General features: G+C 71.8%; 20 protein-coding genes. 10 read left to right on the top strand and 10 right to left on the bottom strand.

From position 1 onward, the window contains the following. Positions 1 to 12: 12 nt before the first annotated feature. Together AMK27_RS08895 and AMK27_RS08900 are read right to left on the bottom strand one after the other, a co-directional pair. Positions 13 to 480, bottom strand: coding sequence for a hypothetical protein (locus tag AMK27_RS08895; protein WP_073904516.1), 468 nt, complete (start codon positions 478 to 480; stop codon positions 13 to 15). Positions 481 to 613: 133 nt separating this feature from the next. Continuing rightward, a complete protein-coding gene (locus AMK27_RS08900) occupies positions 614 to 1,933 on the bottom strand; it encodes a hypothetical protein (RefSeq protein ID WP_073904518.1) in 1,320 nt (439 codons plus the stop codon). Positions 1,934 to 2,130: 197 nt separating this feature from the next. On the opposite strand from AMK27_RS08900, the gene AMK27_RS08905 reads away from it, so the two are divergent. Continuing rightward, positions 2,131 to 2,835: a DUF2470 domain-containing protein gene (locus AMK27_RS08905; protein WP_073904520.1), complete on the top strand. Its 705-nt coding sequence runs from the start codon at positions 2,131 to 2,133 to the stop codon at positions 2,833 to 2,835. Between the two features lie 221 nt (positions 2,836 to 3,056). Continuing rightward, positions 3,057 to 5,330, top strand: a complete 2,274-nt coding sequence (locus AMK27_RS08910; protein ID WP_073904521.1) for an MMPL family transporter — start codon at positions 3,057 to 3,059, stop codon at positions 5,328 to 5,330. 3 nt (positions 5,331 to 5,333) lie between these two features. Here the strand turns inward: AMK27_RS08910 and AMK27_RS08915 are convergent, their stop codons facing one another. Next, on the bottom strand, positions 5,334 to 6,266 hold the full coding sequence (locus tag AMK27_RS08915; RefSeq protein ID WP_073904523.1) for a TIGR03564 family F420-dependent LLM class oxidoreductase: 933 nt from the start codon (positions 6,264 to 6,266) through the stop codon (positions 5,334 to 5,336). A 149-nt stretch (positions 6,267 to 6,415) separates the two neighbouring features. Here AMK27_RS08915 and AMK27_RS08920 point away from each other — a divergent pair, with 149 nt between their 5' ends. The 3 genes from AMK27_RS08920 to AMK27_RS08930 are packed head-to-tail and all read left to right on the top strand — an operon-like array spanning position 6,416 to position 8,693. Beyond that, complete coding sequence (locus AMK27_RS08920; RefSeq protein ID WP_073904525.1) at positions 6,416 to 6,970, top strand: HD domain-containing protein; 555 nt, start codon at positions 6,416 to 6,418, stop codon at positions 6,968 to 6,970. After that, positions 6,967 to 7,632: an RNA polymerase sigma factor gene (locus tag AMK27_RS08925; RefSeq protein ID WP_107425516.1), complete on the top strand. Its 666-nt coding sequence runs from the start codon at positions 6,967 to 6,969 to the stop codon at positions 7,630 to 7,632. The genes AMK27_RS08920 and AMK27_RS08925 overlap by 4 nt, the downstream gene beginning before the upstream one ends. After that, a complete protein-coding gene (locus AMK27_RS08930; RefSeq protein WP_073904527.1) occupies positions 7,629 to 8,693 on the top strand; it encodes a CU044_5270 family protein in 1,065 nt (354 codons plus the stop codon). Before AMK27_RS08925 ends, AMK27_RS08930 begins: the two co-directional genes overlap by 4 nt. Positions 8,694 to 8,696: 3 nt before the next feature. Here the strand turns inward: AMK27_RS08930 and AMK27_RS08935 are convergent, their stop codons facing one another. Continuing rightward, positions 8,697 to 9,617: a glycerophosphodiester phosphodiesterase gene (locus AMK27_RS08935; protein ID WP_073904529.1), complete on the bottom strand. Its 921-nt coding sequence runs from the start codon at positions 9,615 to 9,617 to the stop codon at positions 8,697 to 8,699. 329 nt (positions 9,618 to 9,946) lie between these two features. Here AMK27_RS08935 and AMK27_RS08940 point away from each other — a divergent pair, with 329 nt between their 5' ends. The 3 genes from AMK27_RS08940 (at position 9,947) to AMK27_RS08950 (ending at position 13,078) form a co-directional block, all read left to right on the top strand. After that, positions 9,947 to 11,542 carry a hypothetical protein gene (locus AMK27_RS08940; RefSeq protein WP_073904531.1) on the top strand — a complete coding sequence of 532 codons (1,596 nt, stop codon included), beginning with the start codon at positions 9,947 to 9,949 and terminating at the stop codon, positions 11,540 to 11,542. Positions 11,543 to 11,701: 159 nt separating this feature from the next. Beyond that, on the top strand, positions 11,702 to 12,442 hold the full coding sequence (locus tag AMK27_RS08945; protein WP_079188309.1) for a helix-turn-helix domain-containing protein: 741 nt from the start codon (positions 11,702 to 11,704) through the stop codon (positions 12,440 to 12,442). 165 nt (positions 12,443 to 12,607) lie between these two features. Next, the gene (locus AMK27_RS08950; protein ID WP_231070728.1) at positions 12,608 to 13,078 is read left to right on the top strand and encodes a hypothetical protein; all 471 of its coding nucleotides are present in this window, start codon (positions 12,608 to 12,610) and stop codon (positions 13,076 to 13,078) included. 78 nt (positions 13,079 to 13,156) lie between these two features. Here the strand turns inward: AMK27_RS08950 and AMK27_RS08955 are convergent, their stop codons facing one another. The 4 genes from AMK27_RS08955 to AMK27_RS08970 all read right to left on the bottom strand — a co-directional run bounded on the left by AMK27_RS08955 (position 13,157) and on the right by AMK27_RS08970 (position 18,042). Continuing rightward, complete coding sequence (locus AMK27_RS08955; protein ID WP_073904535.1) at positions 13,157 to 14,599, bottom strand: GH1 family beta-glucosidase; 1,443 nt, start codon at positions 14,597 to 14,599, stop codon at positions 13,157 to 13,159. A gap of 73 nt (positions 14,600 to 14,672) precedes the next feature. Then, on the bottom strand, positions 14,673 to 15,596 hold the full coding sequence (locus AMK27_RS08960) for a carbohydrate ABC transporter permease (RefSeq protein WP_073904537.1): 924 nt from the start codon (positions 15,594 to 15,596) through the stop codon (positions 14,673 to 14,675). Between the two features lie 4 nt (positions 15,597 to 15,600). Then, a complete protein-coding gene (locus AMK27_RS08965; protein ID WP_073904539.1) occupies positions 15,601 to 16,602 on the bottom strand; it encodes a carbohydrate ABC transporter permease in 1,002 nt (333 codons plus the stop codon). A gap of 87 nt (positions 16,603 to 16,689) precedes the next feature. Further along, on the bottom strand, positions 16,690 to 18,042 hold the full coding sequence (locus AMK27_RS08970; protein ID WP_073904541.1) for an ABC transporter substrate-binding protein: 1,353 nt from the start codon (positions 18,040 to 18,042) through the stop codon (positions 16,690 to 16,692). 371 nt (positions 18,043 to 18,413) lie between these two features. Here AMK27_RS08970 and AMK27_RS08975 point away from each other — a divergent pair, with 371 nt between their 5' ends. Next, positions 18,414 to 19,436 carry a LacI family DNA-binding transcriptional regulator gene (locus AMK27_RS08975; protein ID WP_073905876.1) on the top strand — a complete coding sequence of 341 codons (1,023 nt, stop codon included), beginning with the start codon at positions 18,414 to 18,416 and terminating at the stop codon, positions 19,434 to 19,436. A 134-nt stretch (positions 19,437 to 19,570) separates the two neighbouring features. On the opposite strand, the gene AMK27_RS08980 is transcribed toward AMK27_RS08975, so the two are convergent. Together AMK27_RS08980 and AMK27_RS08985 are read right to left on the bottom strand one after the other, a co-directional pair. Then, complete coding sequence (locus AMK27_RS08980) at positions 19,571 to 21,328, bottom strand: glycoside hydrolase family 6 protein (RefSeq protein WP_073904543.1); 1,758 nt, start codon at positions 21,326 to 21,328, stop codon at positions 19,571 to 19,573. Positions 21,329 to 21,345: 17 nt separating this feature from the next. Next, positions 21,346 to 22,920 carry a cellulase family glycosylhydrolase gene (locus tag AMK27_RS08985; RefSeq protein WP_198955827.1) on the bottom strand — a complete coding sequence of 525 codons (1,575 nt, stop codon included), beginning with the start codon at positions 22,918 to 22,920 and terminating at the stop codon, positions 21,346 to 21,348. Positions 22,921 to 23,588: 668 nt separating this feature from the next. Here AMK27_RS08985 and AMK27_RS08990 point away from each other — a divergent pair. Then, positions 23,589 to 24,188 carry a DUF4328 domain-containing protein gene (locus tag AMK27_RS08990; protein WP_158076913.1) on the top strand — a complete coding sequence of 200 codons (600 nt, stop codon included), beginning with the start codon at positions 23,589 to 23,591 and terminating at the stop codon, positions 24,186 to 24,188. Positions 24,189 to 24,216: the final 28 nt, after the last annotated feature.

Here is a 24,216-nt window from a genome sequence, read left to right on the forward strand (position 1 = left end):
GGGTGACGTGCCTCAGCGCATGACGGAGGAGAAGTTGTCCAGCTGGATCCAGGTCACCTTGTTGGTCGCCTGGGGGCCGTAGACGTTGACGGCGCCGGCGGTGTTGGCCTCGATGCGGATCGCGTTGATGCCGAGGCTGTTGTTGCGGGGGCAGACGCCGCGGGTCAGCTTGGGCGGGCGGATGGTGGCGGGCAGCGTGCCCAGACGGCCGTCCGCGGTGAACGCACAGGTGACTGTGCCGCGCAACTGGAGGAACTCCGTCCCCGCGAGCCGGATCACCCGGGCCTCGGCGGGCGCGCCGGGCTCGTTCACCACGGCGGGGTCCACGGCGATCGCCGTCCAGTCGACGACGACCTGGCAGCCGTCCACGGGGTCGGCGGCGGCCGGCGTGGCCGTGAGCAGCGGCCCGGCGACCGCGACGGCGGGGGCGGCGAGCGCGGCGGTGAGCAGGGAGCGGCGGCTGGTGCTGGGCTGGGTCATGCGGGTCCTCCGGGGCGGGTGGGGCGTGCGGGCGGGGTGACGGGGCCGGTCAGGGGGCCGGCCGCGGAGCTGTCCATGGGGCGGTGTGCGGACCTGTCCACGCGGCTGTTCGCGGAGCGGTCCACGGGGCCGCTCATCGCCAGGCGACGGAGACGCCGTCGAAGTCGATCCAGGTGATGGCGTTGTCGCTGGTGGCCCCGTAGACGCGGAGCGCGCCGGTGACGTCCGTCTCGATCCGGCACACGCAGCGGCCGGTGTTGTTGTTGCGGGGCACGTTCTGGCGCGTCAGACGGGTCGCGCGCAGCCGGTGCGGCAGGGTGCCGATCCTGCTGTCCGCGGTCAGGCCGGGGGAGCAGGTGACGGTGCCGCGCAGCTGGAGGTAGGTGGTGCCGGCGAGGGCGATCAGCCGTCCGCGCGGGCGCTCGGCGCCGGGGGAGACGCCGGCCTCGAGCGCGAGGTCCTCCCAGTCGGCGAGCACCTTGACCCCGTCCACCGCGGGCTTGGTGGGGTACCAGCCGATCGTGACGTCGCGGGAGCCGGTGGTGCCGGGGACGGTGTTGCTGAAGCCGAAGAGCAGCCGGGTCTCGCCGGTCGCGGGGTCGACCTCGGCGGCGATGCCCTCGGGCTCGCGCCGGGTGAGTCCGTCGGCGTTGGTGACCACCTGCCGGTCGATGCGCTCGCCGGTCGTCCACGCGTACGAGGTGATGAAGGCGATCCCCGGGAACGAGTCGGGTATCTCGGGGTTGTTCTCCTTGTCGTACGGCGCCCACTGGTACGCGTAGAGGACGTCGCCCAGCGCCGTGTACCCCTGGGAGACGAGGGTCTGCTGCAGCGGGTAGGGGGTCGGCACGTCGGGCGTGGCGTCCTCGCCGGCCGGCATGACGAAGGTGGTGCCCACCGGGACCCATGAGCCGGTGGCCGCCGCGGCGGCGTCGTACCGGGTGAAGTGCCGCTTTCCGTCCTTGTGGTACATGACGCACAGCTGGTTGTTCAGCGGGTCGAGCGAGGGGCCGGTGCTCGACGTGCTGCCGGGCGGGGTGAACTTCTGGCTCTGCGGGATCACGGCCCCGTCGAGGACTCCGCCGTCGACGAAGCGGAACCGGGTGACGGCCTTGCCGAAGGCGGCGCCGTCCTTCGATATCTGCAGCGGGCCGACCTCGGTCCAGAGGTAGGTGTCGGTGCCCACCGGCTCGGCGCCCATGGAGAGCCCGTGGCCGAAGCCCTTCAGCTGCATCGAGCCGGTGACCGCGCCGGTCCTGCGGTGGATGCGGTTGAGGTACAGGTTGCCCTGCGCGGCCGTGGCCGAGCTCTCCACCTGGAGGACGAAGACGTGTCCGTTGACGGGATCGGTGGCGATCGCCTGCGGTGCGGGGCCCTTCACCAGGTCGACCGTCTGAATGAGTCTGCCGGTGACGCCGGACAGATCGACGCCGTTGGCGTCCGTGGTTCCCATGGTCTCTCCCCCTGGGGTGTGCGGTGGATCCGGAGTGCGAAAGGGAGATCATCACATGAGGTGTCAGGCGCCCCGCGCGGTGCCGGATTTCGCCGTTCCGTAGCGAACCTGGGATGGGTTAGCTTAGGCTTACCTAAGTAACGGTCCTGAGCGACAGTCTCTGGTCTGTCTCCGTCACCTGTCCCGGGAGAACTCGGATGCGTCCCTTCACCACCCGCGTCACGCGGCCCACCCCTGCCGAGCGCGTGCGATCGATCCTTGCCGCCGCGCACTCGATGACGGTCGTGTCCGACGGACTCCACCAGGAGGTGCACCTCCTGGACGGGACCGGACCCATGGGCCACATCCACCTCCACGACCCGTCCGAGGAGAGCCACGCCGGGCAGACCGCGCGGATCCCCGTCCGCCTGGAGTTCACCGACATCGCCCCCACCCCCGTACGGGACCGGCTCCGGGCGCGCGTCACCCTGACCGGACTCCTCGCCGCCCCGTACGAGCCCGAGTCGGCCGCGAGCATCTGCATGGAGTTCGGCCAGGCGCTCCTCGAGGACGCTGAGGGCCGGAGCTACATCACCCTGGAGGAGCTCCACGCGACGGACATCGACCCGATGGCCTCCTGCGAGGCGTCGATGCTGACCCATCTCGTCGACGGCCACGCCGAGCTCGTCCCCCTGCTGCTCCGCCTCGTCCGGCCCCGCCCCGCACGGGACATGGTCCGCGCCCTCCCCGTGGCGCTCGACCGGTACGGCATCACCCTGCGGCTCGAGCACCCCGCCGGCCACCAGGACGTCCGGCTGCCCTTCCCCACCCCCGTCACCGACATCGACCAGGCCGGCCCCCGGATCCACGCCCTGCTCGCCGCGGCCCGCCGCTCCTCGCACCCGAACAGCCTCCTGACCTGACTTCGGCCCGACCTGACGCGACCCGGCCCGACCTGACCCGATCTGGCCTGGCAGGCGGGCCCCATCCCCCCTCCCACACCCCCTCTGGCCTGCCCGAACGCCCGTATGCGCCGGTCGAGATGCCGGAGGGGCGGGGCGGGCGAACAATGGGACGGGTAGACCCGCGCACGGTCGGTGCGGGGGACCGCTCGGGGACTTCCCAACGGGACACGGCCTTGCCCATGAACGCAGGAAGCCCGGCCGCCACCCGGCCGACACCGCCCAGGGGTGCGCTGTACAGACTGGGACACTGGTGCGCCCGCCACTTCATCGTCGTCATCGCGCTGTGGCTGGCGGCGATGGTGGGACTCCAGATCACCGACAGGGCGGTCGGAGGACAGTACTCCGACGACTTCGACCTCCCCGGGGTGCAGTCGACGGAGGGCCTCGACGCCCTCCAGGCGCACGACCCCGCAGCCGCCGGCTACGTCTCGCAGATCGTCCTGAACAGGACCTCCGGGCCGCTCACGGACGAGGCGTCGGTCGTCAACTCGACCGTCGCCGCGCTGGAGAAACTGCCCGACGTCATCGGCGTCCAGAACCCCCTGCCGCCGCCGGGCACCACCCCGCCCGCCCTGCCGGCCGGAGTGCCCAACACCGGCCCGCTGTCCACCGACGGCAAGACCGCCTACATCACCGTGCGCTTCAGCGTGCCGCCCTCCACCCTCGGCACCGGCTACCTGCCCGGCGTCGACACCGCCGTCCAACCGCTCCGCGACGCGGGCGTGGACGTCGAGTACGGCGGCCCCCTCGGTGAACTGGCCCGGCCCGCGGCCGACGACCGCACCAGCGAGGCCATCGGCTTCGCCGTCGCGATCGTGGTCCTCCTCATCGGCTTCGGCAGCGTCGTCGGCGCCGTCCTGCCACTGATCACCGCGCTCCTCGGGGCGATCTGCGGCCTCGCGCTCCTCGGCCTGATGGCGGCGGCCTTCACCTTCGGCACGGTCTCGCCCACCCTCGCCACCATGATCGGCCTGGGCGTCGGCATCGACTACGCGCTCTTCCTCATCACCCGTCACCGCCAGAACCTCATGGACGGGCACGATCCGGCCGAATCCGCCGGCCTCGCCACCACCACCAGCGGCCGCGCCGTCCTGGTCTCCGGCTGTACGGTCATCATCGCCCTCTCGGGCCTGTGGGTCTCCGGCGTCAGCTTCATCGGCAAACTGGGCCTGGCGGCAGCCTTCACGGTCGTCACCGCGGTCCTCGCCGCGCTCACCCTGGTCCCGGCCATGCTCGGGCTCGTCGGCAAGCGCATCGACCGCTACCACGTGCGCAAGCCCGTGGCGGAGACCGACGCGGAGCCCGGAGCGCCCGCGCACGGCACCTGGCACCGGTACGCCCAGCGGGTGGAGAAGCGCCCCTGGTGGTTCCTGACCGGCGGCGTCCTGGTGCTGCTCGTCCTGGCCTTCCCCCTGCTCTTCATCCAGCTCGGCCACATCGGCGACGGCGCCGACCCCAAGTCCTTCACGGACCGGCGCGCCTTCGACCTCATCTCCACCGCCTTCGGGCCCGGCGCGAACGGCCCGCTGACCGTGGTCGTCGACCAGACGGCCGTACCCTCGGCGGACCGCGCTGACCTCGCCGACAAGCTCAAGCAGGCGCTGACCGGAGTGCCCGACGCGGCCTACATCACCCCGCTGCAGGCCACCTCCGACGGGGACGTCCTGGTCGGCACCGCCTACTCGGTGGCCTCTCCGCAGGACGAGAAGACCACCCAGCTGACCAACCACCTCGTCGACGACGTACTGCCCCAGGCGGCGGCCGGCACCGAGGCGAAGACCTACGTCACCGGCACGACGGCCTCCCAGGTCGACTTCCTCGACCTCGTCTCCAGCCGGCTCCCGCTGATCATCGCCGTGGTGGTGGGGCTCGCCTTCCTCGTCATCCTCATCGTCTTCCGCGGTCTCCTCGTCGCGGTGAAGGCCGCCGTCCTCAACGTGCTCTCCATCGCGGCCTCGTACGGCGTGGTCGTGGCCGTCTTCCAATGGGGCTGGGGCGGGCCCGCGCTCGGTGTGTCCGGCAAGGTGCCCATCGAGAGCTACGTGCCGATGATGATGTTCGCCATCGTCTTCGGCCTGAGCATGGACTACGAGATCTTCCTGCTGTCCCGGGTCCGCGAGGCATGGCTGCGGACCGGCGACTCGAAGGCCAGTGTGGCCCACGCCCTCGAGATCACCGCCAGGGTGATCACCTGCGCCGCACTGATCATGGTGAGCGTCTTCGCGGCCTTCATCGTCTCGGACAACATCGTGGTCAAGATGCTCGGCCTCGGCCTGGCGGCCAGCGTCCTCATCGACGCCACCGTGGTGCGCCTGCTGCTGGTACCCGCGGTGATGACCCTGCTCGGCAAGCACGCCTGGTGGACCCCGCGCTGGCTGGACCGCATCCTGCCCCACCTGGACACCGAGGGCGAGGGAGAGGCGGAACCGGCGGCCGCCCCGAAGAAGGGCTGAGACTCAGCCCCGTGACAGTTCGCCGAGCAGTCTCCAGGTGCGGACGCGGTCGTCCTCCCCGTTCAGCTCCGTCGCCGTGAACACCACCTCGGTCGCCCCCGCGTCGCGGTAGCGCCGTACCTCCGCGGCGACCGCCTCCTCGTCGCCGATCACGGCGATCTCGGCGGCCCGGGCGGCGCCGGACGCCTCGATCGCGCGCCGGTAGGACGGAATCCGCTCGTACAGCGCGAGCGCCCCGGCCGCCTTCTCCCGTACGGCCGCCACCCCGGCGGTCGCGGTGACCACACCCGGTACCAGGGCCACGATCCGGGGCGCGGGGCGGCCGGCCGCCGCCGCGGCGGCGGTGACGGCGGGGACGATGTGCTCGGCGAGCGCGCGCGGCCCCGCCAGGAAGGGCAGGATCCCGTCGGCCAGTTCACCGCTGACGCGCAAGGCCTGCGGACCCATCGCGGCGACCAGGACCGGCACGGTCGGCCGGGCGCCCGGCACCGCCGCCGAGTACGGCGTGGTCGCGGTCAGCAGTTCGCCGTGGAAGTCGGCGCTGCCCGTTTCGAGCAGCGGGCGGAGCGCCGTGAGGAACTCCCTGAGCAGGCCGATGGGCCGCTGGTACGGGATGCCGAAACCGGTCTCGGTCAGATGCCGGGTGCCCAGGGCGAGCCCCAGGTGGTAGCGGCCGCCGGTGGCCGCCTGGGCGGTCTGCGCCTGGCTGGAGACGAGCAGCGGATGGCGGCCGAAGACGGGGATCGCGGACGTCCCGACCTGGAGCCCGGGCACCTCGCGCCCGACGATCGCGGCCAGGGACGGCGAGTCGTACGCGAAGGTCTGGCCGAACCACGCCGAGTGCAGGCCCGCGTCGCGCGCCTCCCGCGCGAGCAGCACCGTGCTGTCGATCGTGCGCTGGACGGAGGTCGAGCCGAGCGTTACTCCGAGAGTCATACCAGCGCCAACCGGCCCGCCCGCGCACCGGATTCCCGCCGGTGTGTGAAGAGTGTGTTGCACGGTGGAGGGCGGCCGCCGGGGAGCCGGCGCGGGGCGGGCGCGGGGCGGGCGAAGGGCGGCCGGCAGCTCCCCGCGATGATGGGGCGATGACGACTCTCGCCGAGGTGGACGCGCTCGCCGGCCGCGCGCACGCCGGACAGACCGACAAGACCGGTGTCCCGTACGTCGCACACGTCAGGGCGGTCGCCGCTGGCCTGGCCCCGTTCGGCCCGCACCTGGCCATGGCCGGGCTGCTGCACGACGTCATCGAGGACACCGCGTGGACGGCGGAACGGCTCCGGGCCGCCGGGATCCCGGACCGCGTCGTCACCGTCGTCGAAGCCGTGACCAACACCCCCGGAACGGCGTACGAGGAGAAGATCCGCCGGATCACCGAGGACCCCGACGCCACCCTCGTGAAGATCGCCGACAACGCCCACAACAGCCGCTCCGACCGGTCCGCCGCCCTGCCGCCCGCCCAGCGGGAACGGCTCGCCGCCAAGTACCGCGCCGCCCGGCAGGCCCTGTGGGCGGCTGCCGACCCCGAGGACGTCGCGACCATCCTGCGCATCGTCAACCCCGAACTCCTCGCGGAACTCGCCGCCCGCTGTGACACGGGTCACGGGAACCCGCTCCGGGGGCCGGACAGACGAGAGACGTGAACAACGACATGCGCGCACGCGTCCGGGACGGAGACCCCTCGGCCTTCGCCGAACTCTTCGACTCCTACGCCCGGAGCGTCTACAACCACGCCTTCCGGCTGACCGGCGACTGGTCGGTCGCCGAGGACGTGATGGCGGCGACCTTCCTGGAAGCCTGGCGGCTCCGCCGGAAGGTGGACCCGGACGGGGGATCGCTCCGGCCCTGGCTGCTCGGCGTCGCCACCAACGTCTCCCGCAACCACTGCCGCGGCAACCGCCGCTACCGGGCGGCCGCCGACGCGTACGCCGCCGCCGGACAGGCCGGGGCCTCGGTACCCGACCACGCCTCCGAGGTCGCCGGCCGGATCGACGACCGGCGCCGCATCGCCGCCACCCTGAGGGCGCTCGGCACCCTCCGCCGCACCGAACGCGAAGTCCTCGTCCTCTGCCTCTGGGAGGGCCTCGCCTACACCGAGGTCGCCCGGGCCCTCCGCGTCCCCGTCGGCACCGTCCGCTCCCGGCTCTCCCGCGCCCGCGCCCGGCTCCGCACCGGCGCCGAGGAGGAACTCGCCAGAGAAAGACACGAACTCGCCCCGGAAAGACGGGAACCCGCCTCCCGCCCCCGACAGACAACAGGTGATCGCGTGAACGCGGTCCGGCCCGCGCAGGAAGGAATCCGATGAACCCCGACCCGGACAAGACCCGTACGGCGAACCGGCACGAGACCGGAGGCCTCCCGGCGATCGAGGAGCACGACCTTCCTCAGGGCCGCCACCAGTTCCACAAGGAGCGCCTGATGAGCCAGATCCACGACGACCGCAGCGCCGCCGCCGCACGCACCCCGCGCAACCCCTTCCTGCGGAAGGCGATCCTGCTGCCCGCCGCCACCGTGCTGGCCGGGGCACTCGCCGTCGGCGTCCTCGTCCTCACCCCCGGCGACGCCCAGCACCCCGTCGACCGCGCCGCCGGCCCCGTCCTCACCACCACCCTCGGCGCCGTCGACGCCGAGGGCGCGCCGCGTCTCCTCGACCGCATCTCGCTCGCCGCCGCCGGGGCCGAGGCCCCGAACGCCCGCGCCGGCCAGTACATCTACATCGAGACGCTGGCCGCGAACACCCATGTGAAGACCATCGGCGACAAGACCAGCCTGGTCAGCGACCCCCTGCACACCCGCAGGTCCTGGCGCTCGCCCGACGGCCTCAAGGGCTGGCTGATCGAGCCCGGCAACACCGGCCCCGAGGGCATCACCCTGGAAGGCCGCGACGAGCAGGGCAACGTGCCGACGCCCCACCTCGGCGCGCCGTCCCACGACTACCTCGCCACCCTCCCCACCGACCCCGACGCGCTGCTCCGGAAGATCTACGAGGAGACCGAGGGGCAGGGCAACGGCAAGGACCAGCAGGCCTTCACCACCATCGGGGACCTGCTCGTGGAGAGCTGGCCGACCCCGGAGCTGACGGCGGCCCTCTACCGGGCCGCCGCGAAGATCCCCGGTGTCGTCACGGTGGACGGCGCCACCGACGCCGCCGGCCGCAAGGGCGTCGCCGTCGCACGGCTCGACGAGACCAGCGGACAGCGCACCGAGTGGATCTTCGACAGCAGGACCTTCACCTTCCTGGGCGAGCGCACCGTCCAGGTGAAGGGTGACGGCGGCGACGGCGGCCTGATCAAGCCCGGGACCGTCGTCTTCACGCACGCGATCATGGTCCGGGCCTTCGTGGACGACATCAAGGTCGTGCCGTAGGCCTCAGGAGACCCGTCCGGACGACCAACCGCCCAGCTCCGTCGGGCGGTTGGTGATGATCCCGTCCACTCCGAGCGCGTCCAGGGCCTTCCAGCGCGCCGGGGTGTCGACCGTCCAGACGTTCACGGCGACACCCGCCGCGTGCAGGTCGCCGATGATCCCCGGACGGCTGGACAGGGCCCGGTCCGAGGGGTTGTACGACGCGAGGTGCAGGTCCTCGGCGATGGCGACGGGGTCGGCGTCCAGGGTGTCCCGCAGCAGCCCCAACGGCAGCTCGGGAGCCAGTTCGTGGACGTACCGCAGATGCGTGACCTCGAAGCTCTGGACGAAGACCCGGTCGCTCATGCCCTGTTCGCGCACCAGCTCGACGATCCGCCGCACCTGGTCGTAGCTGTGCTGGCCCTTCACCTCGAGCAGCAGCTTCCCGCCCCGCTGCCGCAGGTCCGCCAGCTGGGCCTCCAGCGTGGGCACATGCACCCCGGCGAACGCCGGGGCGAACCAGGAACCGGCGTCGAGGGAGTCCAGCTCGGTGGAGGTCAGCGAGCGGATCGGCCCCGTGCCGTCCGTCGTCCGGTCGACGGTCGCGTCGTGGAGGACGTACGGTACGCCGTCCTCGCTGGGCTGGACGTCGTTCTCGATCCAGACGGCCCCGCCCCGCCGGGCCACCTCGCCCGCGATCAGGGTGTTCTCGGGGGCGGCCGAGGAGGCCCCCCGATGGGCGATCACGGTCACGGGCGTCCCTGCCGGGCGCAGCCAGGGGCTCGCCGACACGGTGTCCCGCGCCGCGGGGCGGAGCGCCGCCAGCGACGGCGGGGCGGTGGCGACGAGGACCGCGAGTCCGGCGACGGCGGTGACCAGGACGACCGGTCCGGTGGTCGCGCGGCGCCTGCGGGGGCGGGAGGCGGTCGGGTGAGGGGCTCTCATGACCGCCCACCCTAAGGGGCGGACGGGCTGATCAGGCCGCATCACGGAGCGGCGCCCGCGTCGTGCCGCGGCGCGCCCTGAGCCGCGGACCTGGGGGAGTTCCGGAGATCTCCGTCAGGAGTGCTCACGGAAAACGACGCCGACCTTCACCCCGCCCTCACGGAGCGGTCGTCGGATCGCCCGGTCGGTGCCGACATCGCCCGATCCGCGCCCACCGCGCCTTCCTCGGGGCACTCTTGTCGATGTCGTGAACACGTTTGCATTTCGCTCAGGCGTTCTGGAACTCTCCGTTCGACTTACCGGCACAGGAGCAACGGAGACAACCACCCATGCCCACAAGGCGCATACGTCGCGCGTGGCTCACGGCCGCCGCCACGGCCTCGCTCGCGTTCACCGGCCTCGCCGCGCCGGCCCAGGCGGAGGACCTTCCGCCCACCGCCCCGCAGAGCTGGATCCAGGAGCCCCGTACGACCGAGGCGGCCGCCTCGCCCTTCACCACCCGCGCCTGGACCGAGCCCGGCGGCGCGGCCTCGCCCGGCGACTTCACCATGTCGCCCGGCGCGCTGAACGCCGAGACCACCACCCGGGTCAACCGCCTGGACGCGGTGCTGCCCAAGTCCGGCGTCCAGAACCTCCTCATCGGCGCGAACCGCACCATCCAGCCGGGGTGCTCCCGCGACCCGTTCGGCACCGCACCTGACCCCGACATCAAGTACTGCCTGCAGAACGACGACTCCGTCTCGCAGGAATGGGTCCCCCAGGGCATGACCGGCGTCTCCGACGCCAAGATCGACGAGGTGTGGGGCTCGGCGGGCGACATCCAGCTCTTCGCCTCCTACGACGGCTGGGACCCGGGCCGCGAGAACGACCCGCTCCCGACGGCCGGCGACTGCACCACGGCCGAACTGGAGGCGAACGACGCCTGCAACCAGAAGGGCGTCCGCATCACCTTCGTCCAGAGCCGGACCAACCCGGCCACCGGCAGCCCCGAGGTCAAGTACCGGCACGTCCTGCTGGGCTGGACGTACGTGAACTCGGCCGACCACGTCTCCTTCGACGGTCTGCACGCCGCCGAGTACCCGATCCAGAAGGGCGTCCACGCCGGCGGGATCGTCTGGTACGGCAACTACCTCTACGTGGCGGACACCCGCAACGGCCTGCGCGTCTTCGACATGCGCACCATCATGGACCTCGACCCCGACGGCGACCCCAAGACGCACGACGCGATGGGCTCCGACACGGACGGCGTGAAGACCACCGCCAACGTCGAGGACAAGACCAAGGTCGGCCGTCACGACAACGTCTGGTACAGCTTCGGCTACCGCTACGTGATGCCCCAGGTGGCCGCCTGGAAGTTCAAGGCCACGCAGAGCAACCCGCAGGGCTCGTACGCCTGCGTCTCCACCGGAGCGCCGAAGGCCTCCTACATCTCGCTGGACCGCAGCACCACCCCGGACCGGCTGCTCATGGGCGAGTACTGCCGCCCCGAGAGCGGCTACCCGTCCACCGGCCGCATCGCCTCCTACCCGGTCGCCGCCCTGGAGGGCCGCTCGGCCGACGTCCCGGCCGAAGGCTGGGCCAACTACCTGCCGCTGGCCAACGGCGGCGCGCAGGGCGCGGCCGCTCAGGACGGCACCCTCTACGTGAACGAGTCGAAGGGCACCGACGAGCCGGGCAACCTCTGGCGCTACACCTGGGACGGCGGCCGGCTCGTCGCGCACGGACAGCCCGTCAAGACCGCCCGGGGCGCCGAGGACCTCTACGTCGAGCGCGGCACCGGCCGGCTGTGGTCCCTCTCCGAACACCGCCCGGGCCAGGCGTCGGACTGCGGCGCGAACCGTGCCACCGGCGACCCGGCCGGCACGGACTACTGCCAGCGGGTGCTCTACGGGCACAAGCTGAGCTGGCTCGACAGCCAGCCGTAGCGGAGCGGCGGCCCGGGGCGGTCGCCCCGGGCCCGCCCCGCGACACGACGGACGACACGAGCCCTTCGCCGGAATCCACCGGTCTGCGGCATGGTGGGGGACATGCCCGGAGCCGTGCCATCGGGGGACCTCGGCCGGGCCCGCGGAGTCGGGGGACTCATGGACGCCAACGAGGTATGCGAACCGCACAGAGCCGGGCTCCGGCGGGAGCGGGGCGGCACACCCGGCCCGGCGCGGGGCCGGAGCGTGCTCGAAGGGGCCTTCGCACTGCTCGACGCTCTGCGCCGGAGCGGTGAAGAGGCCGGGGTGACGGAGCTGGCGCTCGTCTGCGGGGTGCCCAAAGGCACCGTCCACCGGCTGCTCGACCAGCTGGTCACGCTCGGCGCGGTCGAACGGAAGGGCAACCGCTACCGGGTCGGCCCCCAGCTCTACCGCATCGGCCAGGCCTGGGAGCCCCACCCGGGACTGCTGCCCGCCGCCCGGCTGCCGCTCCAGCGGCTCAGGGCCTCCACCGGCGCGAGCGTGGTCCTCACCGTGCTGCGCGAGGACATGGCGATCACCGTCGGCTCGGTCCCCGGGGAACTCGAACCGCTCCTCCCCGTACGGGAGGGCATCGCCTTCCACCTCGGCACCGCCGCAGGAAAGGCCCTGCGGGGGCCGCTCCGCGGCGGCGCCGTCCTCGACCGGGAGGACGTGATGGACGGGGTGTGCTGCGCCGCCCTGCCTATCCGCACCCCCGACGGGCGCACGGTCGCGGCGCTCGCCGCCCTGGTCCCGGCCGGCCGGCCGCTCGGCACACTCGCCCGGGGCGTCGCCGAGGCGGGGGCCGCCGTCACCCGCGCGCTCGCCCGGGGCGGACCTCGGAGACGGGCCGTGCCGGCGGCCGCGCTCGTGCCCTGAACGGGCGTGCGCACGGCGCCGTTCCGTCCAGTGGAACGCGCGTAGAACCGGGAGGAGGCGGCGGGCACAGTGGGTGTCGTGCCGAGGGGAACGGCACACCGGCCCGCCGCACCGCGGCGAGCCGACACCACGTCACACCAGTGACCCGATGTGTGGGGGGACCACATGCGCAAGAACCGAATCGCCCGAACGGCCGCCACCGCCCTGCTCGGGCTCGGCAGCGTCGCCGCCTTCGCCGGCACCGCCCAGGCCGAGCCGATCGACTACGTCCGGATCGAACTGGTCGAACTGCACTGCCAGAAGAACAGCGAGGGCGACCACGACGAGGCCTACCTCAAGATCACCGACGCCAACGGCAACGCCGTCAAGGTCTGGCCCGGCAACGGGGTCAAGTACCAGACCATGGGCACCGGTTACGTCCGGTCGATGGCCGACGGCAACGGCAACGCCGCCCTCATCCTCGGCAAGCAGCAGGCCCGCACCCTGACCCTCTGGGACGACGACTCGACCAGCGGCGACGACAAGCTCGGCGCCACGCTCGTCACCGGCAGCGAGGCCGGCGCCGAGACCCAGTGGCGCTCGGTCGAGGGCTCCGGCGGCGTCTACGTCATCGGCTACCGCGTGATCGACATCTGACCGTCGCCCCCGTCCCGGGGCCACGGGGGAGGGCCGTGCCGGACCACCGGCACGGCCCTCCCCCCGCTTCCGCCGCGGTCAGTCGCCGTCGGGCGCCACCAGGTCACCCGTCCGCGCCACCTTCGCGTACCAGCGGGCGCTGGACTTCGGCGTCCGCTCCAGGGTGTCGTAGTCCACCCGCACCGCGCCGAACCGCTTCGCGTACCCGTAGCCCCACTCGAAGTTGTCGAGGAGCGACCAGAGGAAGTAGCCGCGGACGTCCGCCCCGGCCTCGATCGCCCGGTGCACCGCCTCCAGGTGCGCGTGCACATAGGCGGCGCGCTCCGGGTCGTGCACCGAACCGTCCGGGGACACCACGTCCTCGTACGCCGCGCCGTTCTCGCTGATGACCAGCGGGAGGTGGGGGTACGCCTCCGACACCCGGGTCAGCAGGTCGTACAGGGCGCTCGGGTCGACCGCCCAGCCCATCGCCGTCGGCTCGCCCGGCGCCCGGTGGAAGGCGACCGAGTCCGCGCCCGGCCACGGCGAGTGGTCGCTGGCGCCGTGACCGTCGTCCTGCGGCTTCTCCGCACCCTCCGGCACCTGTGAGACGAGCGTCGGGGTGTAGTAGTTGATCGCCAGCAGGTCCAGCGGCTGCCGCGCGGTCGCCGTGTCACCGTCCCTGACGAACGACCAGTCGGTGACCTGCGCGGTGTCGAGGATCAGGTCCTCGGGGTAGGCGCCCTCCAGCATCGGACCCAGCCAGATCCGGTTGCCGACGGCGTCGATCCGGCGCGCCGCGTCCAGGTCCTCGGCCGAACCCGTCAGCGGCCGCACCTCGTGGAGGTTGAGCGAGACCGAGATCTGCCGGTCCGCGGGCAGCGAGGACCGGAGGGCCTGGACCGCGAGACCGTGCCCGAGGTTCAGATGGTGGGCGGCGCGCAGCGAGGCCGCCGGATCCGTGCGGCCCGGGGCGTGCACCCCGGAGCCGTACCCCAGGAAGGCACTGCACCAGGGCTCGTTGAGGGTCGTCCAGCGGGTCACCCGGTCGCCGAGGGCGTCCGCGACGATCCCCGCGTACTCCGCGAACCGCTCGGCGGTGGACCGCTCGGGCCAGCCGCCCGCGTCCTCCAGCTCCTGGGGCAGGTCCCAGTGGTAGAGCGTGAGCGCCGGCTCGATCCCGGCGGACAGCAGCTCGTCGACGAGAGCCCGGTAGAAGTCCAGGCCCTTCTGGACGGCCGGCCCGCGCCCGGTGGGCTGCACCCGGGACCAGGAGACGGAGAACCGATAGGCGTTCAGGCCGAGTTCGGACATGATTCCGACGTCCTCGCGGAACCGGTGGTAGTGGTCCACGGCCACGTCACCGGTGTGCCCCTCGAAGACCTTGCCGGGGGTGTGCGAGAAGGTGTCCCAGATGGACGGAGTACGGCCGTCCTCGGCCGCCGCTCCCTCGATCTGGTACGCGGCGGTGGCCGCGCCCCAGAGGAAGCCGGACGGGAACGAGCGGACGGCGGTGAGCGGCCGGGTTTCGGACGCGGTCATAGGAGAGGGCTCCCAACGCGAGTACGGGGTCGGTACGTTCGAGACGTTCGGTGGAGAGGGGCGGGGCGGCCGGTCAGCTCTTGACGGCGCCCGCGGTGATGCCGCCCACGATGTGCTTGCCCAGGAAGGCGAAGACCAGGAGGAGCGGCACGGTGGAGATGAGGGCACCGGTCAGCACGACGGCGTGGTCCACCGTGTGGTTGCCCGCGCCGAGCCCGGCGAGTGCCACCTGAAGGGTGGGGTTGCCGTCCGGGGTGAGCGCGATGAAGGGCCAGAAGAAGTCGTTCCACGCCTGCACGAAGACCAGCATGCCGAGCACGGCCATGGCGGGCCTCGCCACCGGGAAGACCACGTGCCAGATGATCCGGAGGCTGTGGGCGCCGTCCATCCGGGCCGCCTCCACCAGTTCCACCGGCAGCGCCTCCACCAGGAACTGGCGCATGAAGAACACGCCGAAGGCGGCGACGAGCGAGGGCAGGACGACCGACTGGAGCTGGTCGAACCAGCCGAGGTCGGTGATGATCTGGTACAGCGGGATGACGCTGAGCTGCGGCGGGATCGTCATGGTGGCGACCACCAGGGAGAGCAGCATGCCCCGGCCCCGGAACGGCAGTTTGGCGAAGGCGAAACCGGCGAGCGTGGAGAACAGCACGGTGGACAGGGCCACCAGGCTCGCCACGATCGTGGTGTTGATCAGCGCCTCGCCCATGTCGACCTGGTTCCAGGCGAAGCTGAGGTTGTCCAGGAGGCGGTCGCCCGGCAGCAGCGGCGCCGGCGCCTCCACGACCCGCTCGCCCGTGTGCGAGGCGGCGACCACGTTCCAGTACAGCGGGAAGAGCGAGACGAACGCGGCGGCGACGAGCAGCACGTAGGTGAGCGGTCCCGCGTGGTGCTGGCGGCCTGCGGTCTGCCCGAAGCGGCGGCCGTGGCGGGCCGTCGCCGGGGCGGCGACCGGGACTCGGGGCCCGGCCGGGGTCCTGTCGAGAGTGTGCGCCATGAGGTCAGCCCCCCAGCTTCTTGCGGTTGTGGCGGGAGACGAGCGCCTGGACGCCGCCGACGAGCAGCAGGAGCAGCAGCATCACCCACGCGATCGCCGAGGCCTGGCCCAGCGCGCCGGTCACCCAGCCCTTCTCGTACATCAGCAGGCTCAGCGTCTGGAACTGGTTGCCGCTGCCGCCGCTGATCCCGACGCTGCCGCCGAAGAGCATCGGCTCGCCGAACAGCTGGGTGGCTCCGATGGTGGAGACGATGATCGTGAAGAGGATCGTCGGGCGGATGGACGGGATCGTGACGCTGACGAACTGGCGCCAGCGCGAGGCGCCGTCGAGCGCGGCCGCCTCGTACAGGTCCTGCGGCACGGCCTGCATGGCCGCCAGGTAGATCAGCGCGTTGTAGCCGGTCCAGCGCCAGGTGACGATCACCGAGATGGCGATCTGCGCCGGCCACTTGGACGACTCCCAGTTCACCGGGTCGATGCCGATCCAGCCCAGGACGCCGTTGATCATCCCGTAGTCGGTGTTGAACAGCTGGGCGAAGACCAGCGTCGCCGCCGCGATGGAGGTGGCGTACGGGGCGAGGATCGCGACCCGGAAGAAGCCCCGGCCGCGGAGCTTGTAGTTGAGCAGATGCGCCAGGCCGAGCGCCATGAGCAGCTGGGGAACGGTCGCGATCACCCCGATGGTGAAGGTGTTGAAGAGCGCGTTCCAGAAGAACTCGCTGGTCGCGAGGTCGGTGTAGTTCTCGAGCCCCTTCCACGTCGGGTCCCCGCCGAGCTCGACCCGGTGGAGCGAGAGCCAGCCGGTGTAGATCAGCGGGAAGAGGCCGAAGGCGGCGAAGGTGAGGAAGAAGGGGGCGACGAAGACGTACGGGATCGCCTTGACGTCCCAGCGGTAGAGCGTGCTGCGCAGGCCGCCGGGGGAGCGGCGGCCGCGCGGGCCGGGGGAGGAGGGCGATGCGGCGGGCGGCGGGGAGCCGTCGGGCCTCGCCCGAACGGAGGTGGCCACGGGGGCGTCCTTCCAGGGTCGATGCGTGCGGTGGTGCGGACGGTGCCGGTCCGCCGCCCGCGGGCGGCGGACCGGCGGGTGTCCCCGCTACTGGTCGATCTTGTCGTCGACCAGCTTCTTGACGTTCTCCCAGGCCTTGGCCGGGTCGGTGCCTCGCTGCTCGATGTCGAGGATGCCGTTGTCGGTGAGGAAGGTCTTGACCTGGCCGTCGTAGCGGCTGATCACGGCGGGGGTGATGCCGGACGCCGCGCTGGAGAAGATCTTGCCGACGGGGGTGTCGCCGAAGTACGGCAGCTTCGCCTCCTGGACCGCCGAGGAGGTGAGCGTGTCCTTGGACGAGGGGATGTTGCCGTTGACCGCGAAGACCTTGGCGTGCTGCTCCGGGGCGGTCAGCCAGGCGGCCAGCTCGGCGGCCTCCTTGGTGTGCTTGCCCGCCTTGGGCACGGCGAGGAACGAGCCGCCCCAGTTGCCGGCGACCGGCGGCGCGGCGATGTCCCACTTGCCCTGGTTGGCGGGGCCCGCCTGGTCCTTGATGATGCCGGTCATCCAGCTGGGGCAGGCGACGGTGGCGAACTTCGAGTTCTTGAAGGCGGCGTTCCAGGTGCCCTTCTCGTCGAACTGGCGCAGTTTGGCGGTCAGTCCGCCCTGGGCGGCCTTGACGGCGGTGTCCCAGGCGTTCTTCACACCGGGGCTGTTCTCCCAGTCGAGTTCGCCGGAGGTGTTGGCGTACTGCACCGGGTCGCTGGAGACGACGGCGTTGAACAGGCCGCTCGCCGAGTCGTGGAAGGAGGTGCCGGCGGGTGCGGCGGCCTTGTACTTCTCCCCGGTCGCGAGGAACTTGGCCCAGTCGCCGGACCACAGCTTGCCGACGGCGTCCCGGTCGGTGGGCAGCTTGGCCTTGGCGAAGAGGTCCTTGTTGTAGCAGATGGCCATGGGGCCGATGTCGGTGCCGAGGCCGATGACCTTGCCGTCGCCGGTCGTCGCCTGCTTGACCTTCCAGTCGAGGAAGGCGTCGATCTTCGCGCCGCCCTCCTTGCCCAGGTCGACCCACTTGTTCGCCATCGCCGCGCCGGTCGCCTCGGCGATGTAGCCGACCTCGACGGCCTGGATGTCGGCGACGCCGCTGTTCTGCGCGAGGCGCAGCTTCAGCGTGTCCCAGTACTTCTGGCCGTCGGAGACGTTCGACTCCTCGATCCTGATGTTCGGGTGGAGCCGCTCGTACTCGGCGTAGAGCTTCGCGCCGGTCTTGTTGTCGTAGCCGAAGGAACCGAAGGTCCCGATCCGCAGCGTGATCTTCTCGTTGCCCTGACCGCCCCCGCCGCCCTTGCCGCCGTTGTCGTCGTCGCTGCCGCAACCGGTGAGCAGGGTCGTGCCGGTCACGACGACGGCGACCGCCGCGATCGCCGCACGGCGTCCGCGTCTGCTGCTGGAAGTGCGCATTCCACTCTCCTCGTCCCAAGGTGGTGCTTGTTGTGCGCCAAGAGGCCCGGCCCGCTGATCGCGGCTCGGCGGCGCCTGCCAGACCTGATGCAAGGCTGTGCGCGTCCCGGATGGGAGCGCTCCCACGTCGTTGCCGGAAGGTTGCTCTCTGGCGGGTACGAGTGTCAAGACATGAACGCGGATTCGTTACCGGAAGGTTTTCCGGGGGTTTCGCGGACCTGAGCGAGGGCGGTCGCGTCATCTCCTGAACACACCTCGTGGCGCGAAGGCGACGGCTTGGACTACGGTGGGAGCGCTCCCATCCTGGCGCGCTTCTTCGGCCGGAACCCGTGGTGAGCAGCGCGTTGTCCTACGAGGGGAGTTCGGGAGTGGTGAGCGGACGGCAGAGCGGCAGACCCACCCTGGAGCAGGTCGCGGCCAGGGCGGGGGTCGGCCGGGGCACGGTCTCCCGGGTGATCAACGGATCCCCCCGGGTGAGCGAGCAGACCAGAACGGCCGTCGCCAGAGCCGTCGCCGAACTCGGCTACGTACCCAACCAGGCCGCCCGCGCCCTCGCCGGAAGCCGCACGGACGCGATCGCGCTCGTCATCCCCGAGGCCGAGGCCCGGCTCTTCGCGGAGCCGTACTTCCTCGACCTGATCCGCGGGGTCAGCGCCGAACTCGCCGAGGCCGACAAGCAGTTGCTGCTCACCCTGGTCCGCAGCGAGCAGGAGCGGCAGCGCTTCGAGCAGTACCTGGCCGCCCAGCGCGTCGACGGAGTCCTGCTCGCCTCCGTCCACGGCGACGACCCGCTGCCCGACCGGATCAGGGAGCTGGGCCTGCCGGTGGTCATGAACGGCCGCCGGGCCGAGGCCGAGCCCGTGCCGTACGTCGACTCCGACAACATCGGGGCCGGCCGGGCGGCCGTCGCCCATCTCGTCGGGCGCGGCCGCAGCAGGATCGCGACCGTCACCGGCCCGCTCGACATGTACGTGGCCCGCGCCCGGCTCGGCGGCTACCGGGCGGGGCTCGCGGAGGCCGGACTCGCCCCCGACGAAGGGCTGGTCTCGACGGGCGACTTCACCGAGGAGGGCGGCCGTCGGGCGATGCGGCGGCTGCTCGACCGCAGCCCGGACCTGGACGCCGTCTTCGCCGCCTCCGACGTCATGGCGGCCGGGGCGCGGAGCGCGCTGCGGGAGGCGGGCCGCCGGGTCCCCGACGACGTTGCCCTCGTTGGCGTCGACGACTCACCGGTGGCACGGCTGATGGACCCGCCGCTGACGAGCGTGCGGCAGCCCATCGAGGAGATGGGCCGCACGATGGCCCGGATGCTGCTGGAGGAGATCGCGGAGGCACCGGAGGAGCCCCGCCGGCGGGTGCTGCCGACGGAGCTGGTCGTGCGGGAGTCGTGCTGACGCCCGGCTGCGGGCTGCGGGCTGCGGGCGTCGGGCTACGGGTTATGGGTGCCGGGCAGTCGGGGGGCGCGAGGGCACTCCCGGGGCCGGCCGGGACCCGGAGGTCCGGCCGGCCGCGGGCTCCGTGCGGGGCGCTACAGCGCCGGGTGGGCGTTCTTCAGGAGCTCCTGGAACTGGGCCGAGAACCACTGGCCCGAGATCGGGGCGTCCGGCAGTGCGCCCGACATGCTGTTCCCGTTGCGGGCGTTGCCCGTGTACGTCGGGTCGCACATCCGGTCGAAGCCCTTGCCCTCGTTGTTCGGGATCTCCTTGCTGGCGCCGTCGGACTCGCCCGGGGGCTTGACCCAGACGTACGCGTCGATGCCCGCGGCGGGCGCCGCCTGGGGCCGCTCGCCGAGACCGGCACCGGACTGGTTGCACCAGTTGCCGAGGTGGATGCGGCGGTCGTACTTGCCGCCGTTGACGTACGTGTCGACGGTGGTCGTCGGGCCCGCGGCGGTGGGCCGGGCGGTGCCGCCCCAGCCGTTGCGGGAGGTGTCGATCAGCATGCCGAGGTTGCTGTCGAAGCCGAGCGAGACCAGCTTGGCGCGCATCGCCTGGGCGTACGACAGCTCGTCGGTGTACCGGTTCCAGTCGACCCACTTCGACTGGCGCACGGAGACGCCGTTCACGCTGTCGTCGATGGTGAAGTGGTCCTCCTTCAGGGCGCTGTAGTTGGCGGTGTTCACGATGAAGCCGTGGACGTTGGCGACGGTGGAGCCCTCGGCCGTGGCGGCCTGCTTGAACAGCTCGGCGGAGGAGCCGAAGTTGTCGTCCCAGCCGAGCCATCCGTGGTGGCCGGCGTCCACGTAGTTGTAGACGTTGCCGATCGATCCCAGCTTCCTGAGCGCGTAGCCGACGCCGGTGATGTAGTTGCCGTTGGCCTTCATGACGTCGCAGTTGGCCGTGGCGGTCGGGCGTCCCGAGACGTTGGTGACCAGGTTCGGCAGCGAGTCGATCTCGACCGTGGTGACGATCCGCAGGCCGGCGTACTTCGCGTCGGCGAGGATCGCGGCGATCGGGTCGATGTACTCGGTCTTGTAGCGGCCGATCTCGGTCGGGCCGAGCTCGCCGTTGGAGGCGAGCGCGGCGCAGTCGCGGCCGGGCAGGTTGTAGACGACCAGCTGGACGACGAGTTCGCCGGAGCCCTTCTGCCGCAGGGCCTCGTCGAGGTGGGCGCGCAGGCCCATGGAGGTGGCGGAGCCGTTGATGGCGGCGATCCGGTCCAGCCAGACGGCGGTGGGCTGGTTCGAGACCTTGGTGCCGCCCGGCTCGGCTGCCGCCTTCGCCGACCACTCGGGGTTCACGTAGACCTTGGCGCCGGCGTACGGGTTGTCGGCCTTGGTGCCGGCCGGCGGCGTGGTCGGAGGGGTCGTCGGCGGGGTGGTCGGTGGTGTGGTGGGCGGGGTGGTCGGGGGTGTCGTGGGCTCGGTGGCGCCGTCGCAGACGACACCGTTGAGCTTGAAGGCCGCGGGCACGGCGTTGGTGCCGCTGTACGAGCCGTTGAATCCGAAGGAGGTCGAACCGCCGGTGGCCAGCGTCCCGTTGTAGGAGAGGCTCTTGGCGGTGACGGCGGCGCCCGACTGGGTGAGGGTGGCGTTCCAGCCCTGGGTGACCTGCTGGCTGCCGGCGTAGGTCCATTCGAGGGTCCAGGACGCCACCGGGTCACCGGTGTTGGTGACGGTCACGTTGGTGCCGAACCCGGTGTTCCACTGGTTGGTGATCTGGTAGACGACCTTGCAGCCGGGGGTGGCGGCGCCGGCGGTGGCCGTGCCGAGGACGGTGGCGGTGGCGCCGGTGGCCGTGACGAGGCCGAGGGCGGCCAGGAGGGCGGTGCGACTGGTGCGGCTCATGCGGGTGGAGGTTCCTTTCAGGGGGTGAGACCGCGCAGGTGATCGCGCAGTCCGATGCCGAATGCGGTGGGTGTGCCGTCGTACGAACTGATCAGCGCGGGACCCGAGGCGCAGTTCCAGGTGTTCCAGGTCCAGCCCAGGTAGGAGAGGCCGCGGTCGTCGAACCACTTCATGACGCGGTCGACGAACGCGTGTCCGCAGGTGTTCTCACCGATCTCGCCCGCGAGGAGGGGAACCTCGGCGGCCACCGGGGCGAGGGTGTTGTTCCAGCACGTCTCGTCGGCGCAGGTGTTGAAGTTGTAGACGTGCCAGGCGGCGGCGAGATTGCCCGCCGGGTCCGTGGGGCGGTACGCGAGCCACTGGCTGAGGTCGTTGGCGTAGGCGATGCCGGGGACGAGGACGAGGTTCCGCGACCCGGTGGCCCGTACCGCGTCGAGCAGGTCCTGCATGCCGGCGACCTCGTAGCCGATGCCGGGGCAGGTGCCGCCGTCGCGCCAGCAGGACCAGGCCTGGGTCGCGGTGGAGGTCGCCCGGTCCGGATAGGGCTCGTTGAACAGGTCGAAGACGACCCGCTTGTCGCTCTTGAAGGTGTTCGCCACCGAGGTCCAGAACGCCGGTGTGTACCGGGCGCCGGGCATCGGCTTCTGGCAGGAGGCGTGGACGTCGGCGCAGCCCGAGGAGTTGCCCGTGTACTGGCCGTACGTCCAGTGGAGTTCGACCACCGGGGTCATGCCGTGCGCGAGGACCTTGGAGACCAGGTCCTTCACGGCGGTGACGTACGGCGTGCCCCGGTACTCGGGCTTGATGTTGTCGAGGCCGAGCCAGCACTCTTCGTTGAGCGGAATGCGGACGGTGTTCGCCTTCCAGTCGGCGATGGCCTTGACGGAGGCGTCGTCGACGGGCCCGTCCCAGATGCCGTGGCCCTGGACGCACATGAACTCGCCGCCGGAGCGGTTGACGCCCAGCAGGCGCCGGGTCGCGCCGTTCTGATCGGTGAACCTGTTCCCGGACACGCCGAGTTCGGGTGCGCCGGTGACCGGGGCGGGTGTCGTCGGGGGAGTGGTGGGCGGGGTGGTGGGCGGCGTGGTCGGGGGGTCGGGGGGCGGTGTCGTCGGATCGGTGGGTGTGGGTGTGGGTGTCGGTGTGGGCGTGGGTGTGGGTGTCGGTGTCGTGCCCGAGGAGCACGGCGCGCCGTTGAGCGTGAACGCGGTGGGCGCCGTGTTGGCGCCCGACCAGGAGGCGATGAAGCCGCCCGTGACCTTCGCGCCGGTGGCCAACGCGGCGTTCCAGCTCTCGTTCACCACGGTCACGCCGGTCCCGGACTGGGACCACGTGCCGCCCCAGCCCTGGCTGACGACCTGGCCGGCCGGGAAGGCGAAGCCGAGGCTCCAGCCGTTCAGCGCGGCACCGTGGTTGGTGACGGTGACAGCACCCTGGTAACCGCCGGCCCATTGGCCGGCGACCGAGTACTCCACCGTGCAGGAGGGTGCGGCCGCGGCTCCTGAGGCCGTACCCATGAGGGCGAACGCGGTGCTCGCCATCGCGAGCGCCGCTCCGGAGAGCAGCGCGGACAGACGTGGGGGATGTCGCATGAGCGAGTCCTCGCAGCGAGGGCACACCCTGACGATGTGCCGACCGGACGGATTCGCTCCCACTGGTCGGCCAGACCGTAGCGTCAACTACCGCCAAGGAAAAGAGGGGTTGGGCAAATTCCCTCACCCATTGCCTTCGACTCTTCACGCACCTTGACGCCGATGCGTCCCCGCTGCACAGTGGGAGCGCTCCCACTGGTTCGGAGCTTGTCTCCATGCACGTTCCGCTCCTCGCTTCTCGCTTCTCGCTTCTCGCTCCTAGCTCCCCGATCTCCCGAGCCGAGAGGAGAACCACCGCATGCCTCGCCTCCGACCACGAACGCGTCCACTCCGGCAGCCGACCGCGCCGGCCGTGGCGCTCTCCCTCCCCCCAAGGGCTCGTACGCGAAGCTGCTCGCCCAGCAGCCGCCCCGCACGGAGCGGCTTCGCGTACGACGGGACGGGGCGGTCCCCGAGAAGGGGGCCGCCCGGTCCGTGTCCGCAGCGAGGACGCCGGCCGGTGGCCGCCCGGCTCTCAGGGCCCACCCGCCCGACCCGCCCGACCCGCCCGGATCGCGTCCCGGGGCTGAGCCGTCCTTCGACGCCCTGGCCGGAACGCGCCTACGATGCCGGTGATCACCGCCGCCGTGACGTCGCACGGTGGTGTCGCCGTAATCCGGGGGGATTCCATGGACGCCTACAACGTGCCGGTCGGACCGGCCGCCGCGCGGGGCCCGCGCTTCAGATTCCGCAACCCGATCGGACCGGCGCTCGTCGTCCAGTCGCTGATTGCCACTCAGGCGCTCGCCGACGTCTACATCATGGCGACCGGCGGCAGGGACTCGCCCTGGCTCGCCGAGGACATGGTGCCGTTCCCGGCCGTCCTCCAGGTGTCGTGCTGGGTCGCGTTCATCGTCTGGTTCTTCCGCGTCCGCGCCAACGCCGAGGTCCTCGCCCCGGGCAGCCACCAGTACCCGGTGGGCTTCGCCATCGGCGCCTGGGCCATCCCGCTCGCCATGTGGTGGCTGCCGCGCCGCATCGCCCTCGACATCCACCGGGCCGGCGGCCCGCCCCGCGACGCCTGGCTGATCAACGCCTGGTGGTTCGTCTGGCTCCTCGACGGCCCGCTCTCGGTCGCCTTCCACTTCCTGGTCCTCGACCGGTTCGACTACCGCAACCCGGTCGACCAGAGCATCGGCATCCTGTGCGCGATCCTCGCCATCGCGGTCGTCCGACGCGTGACCGCCGCCCAACCCGCGGGCCCCCTGCCCTACTTCAACATGACCTGAGCCCCGCGCCCGGCCGTACCGGAGGGAA

This window comes from Streptomyces sp. CB02009 (assembly GCF_001905825.1).
Taxonomy (GTDB): domain Bacteria; phylum Actinomycetota; class Actinomycetes; order Streptomycetales; family Streptomycetaceae; genus Streptomyces.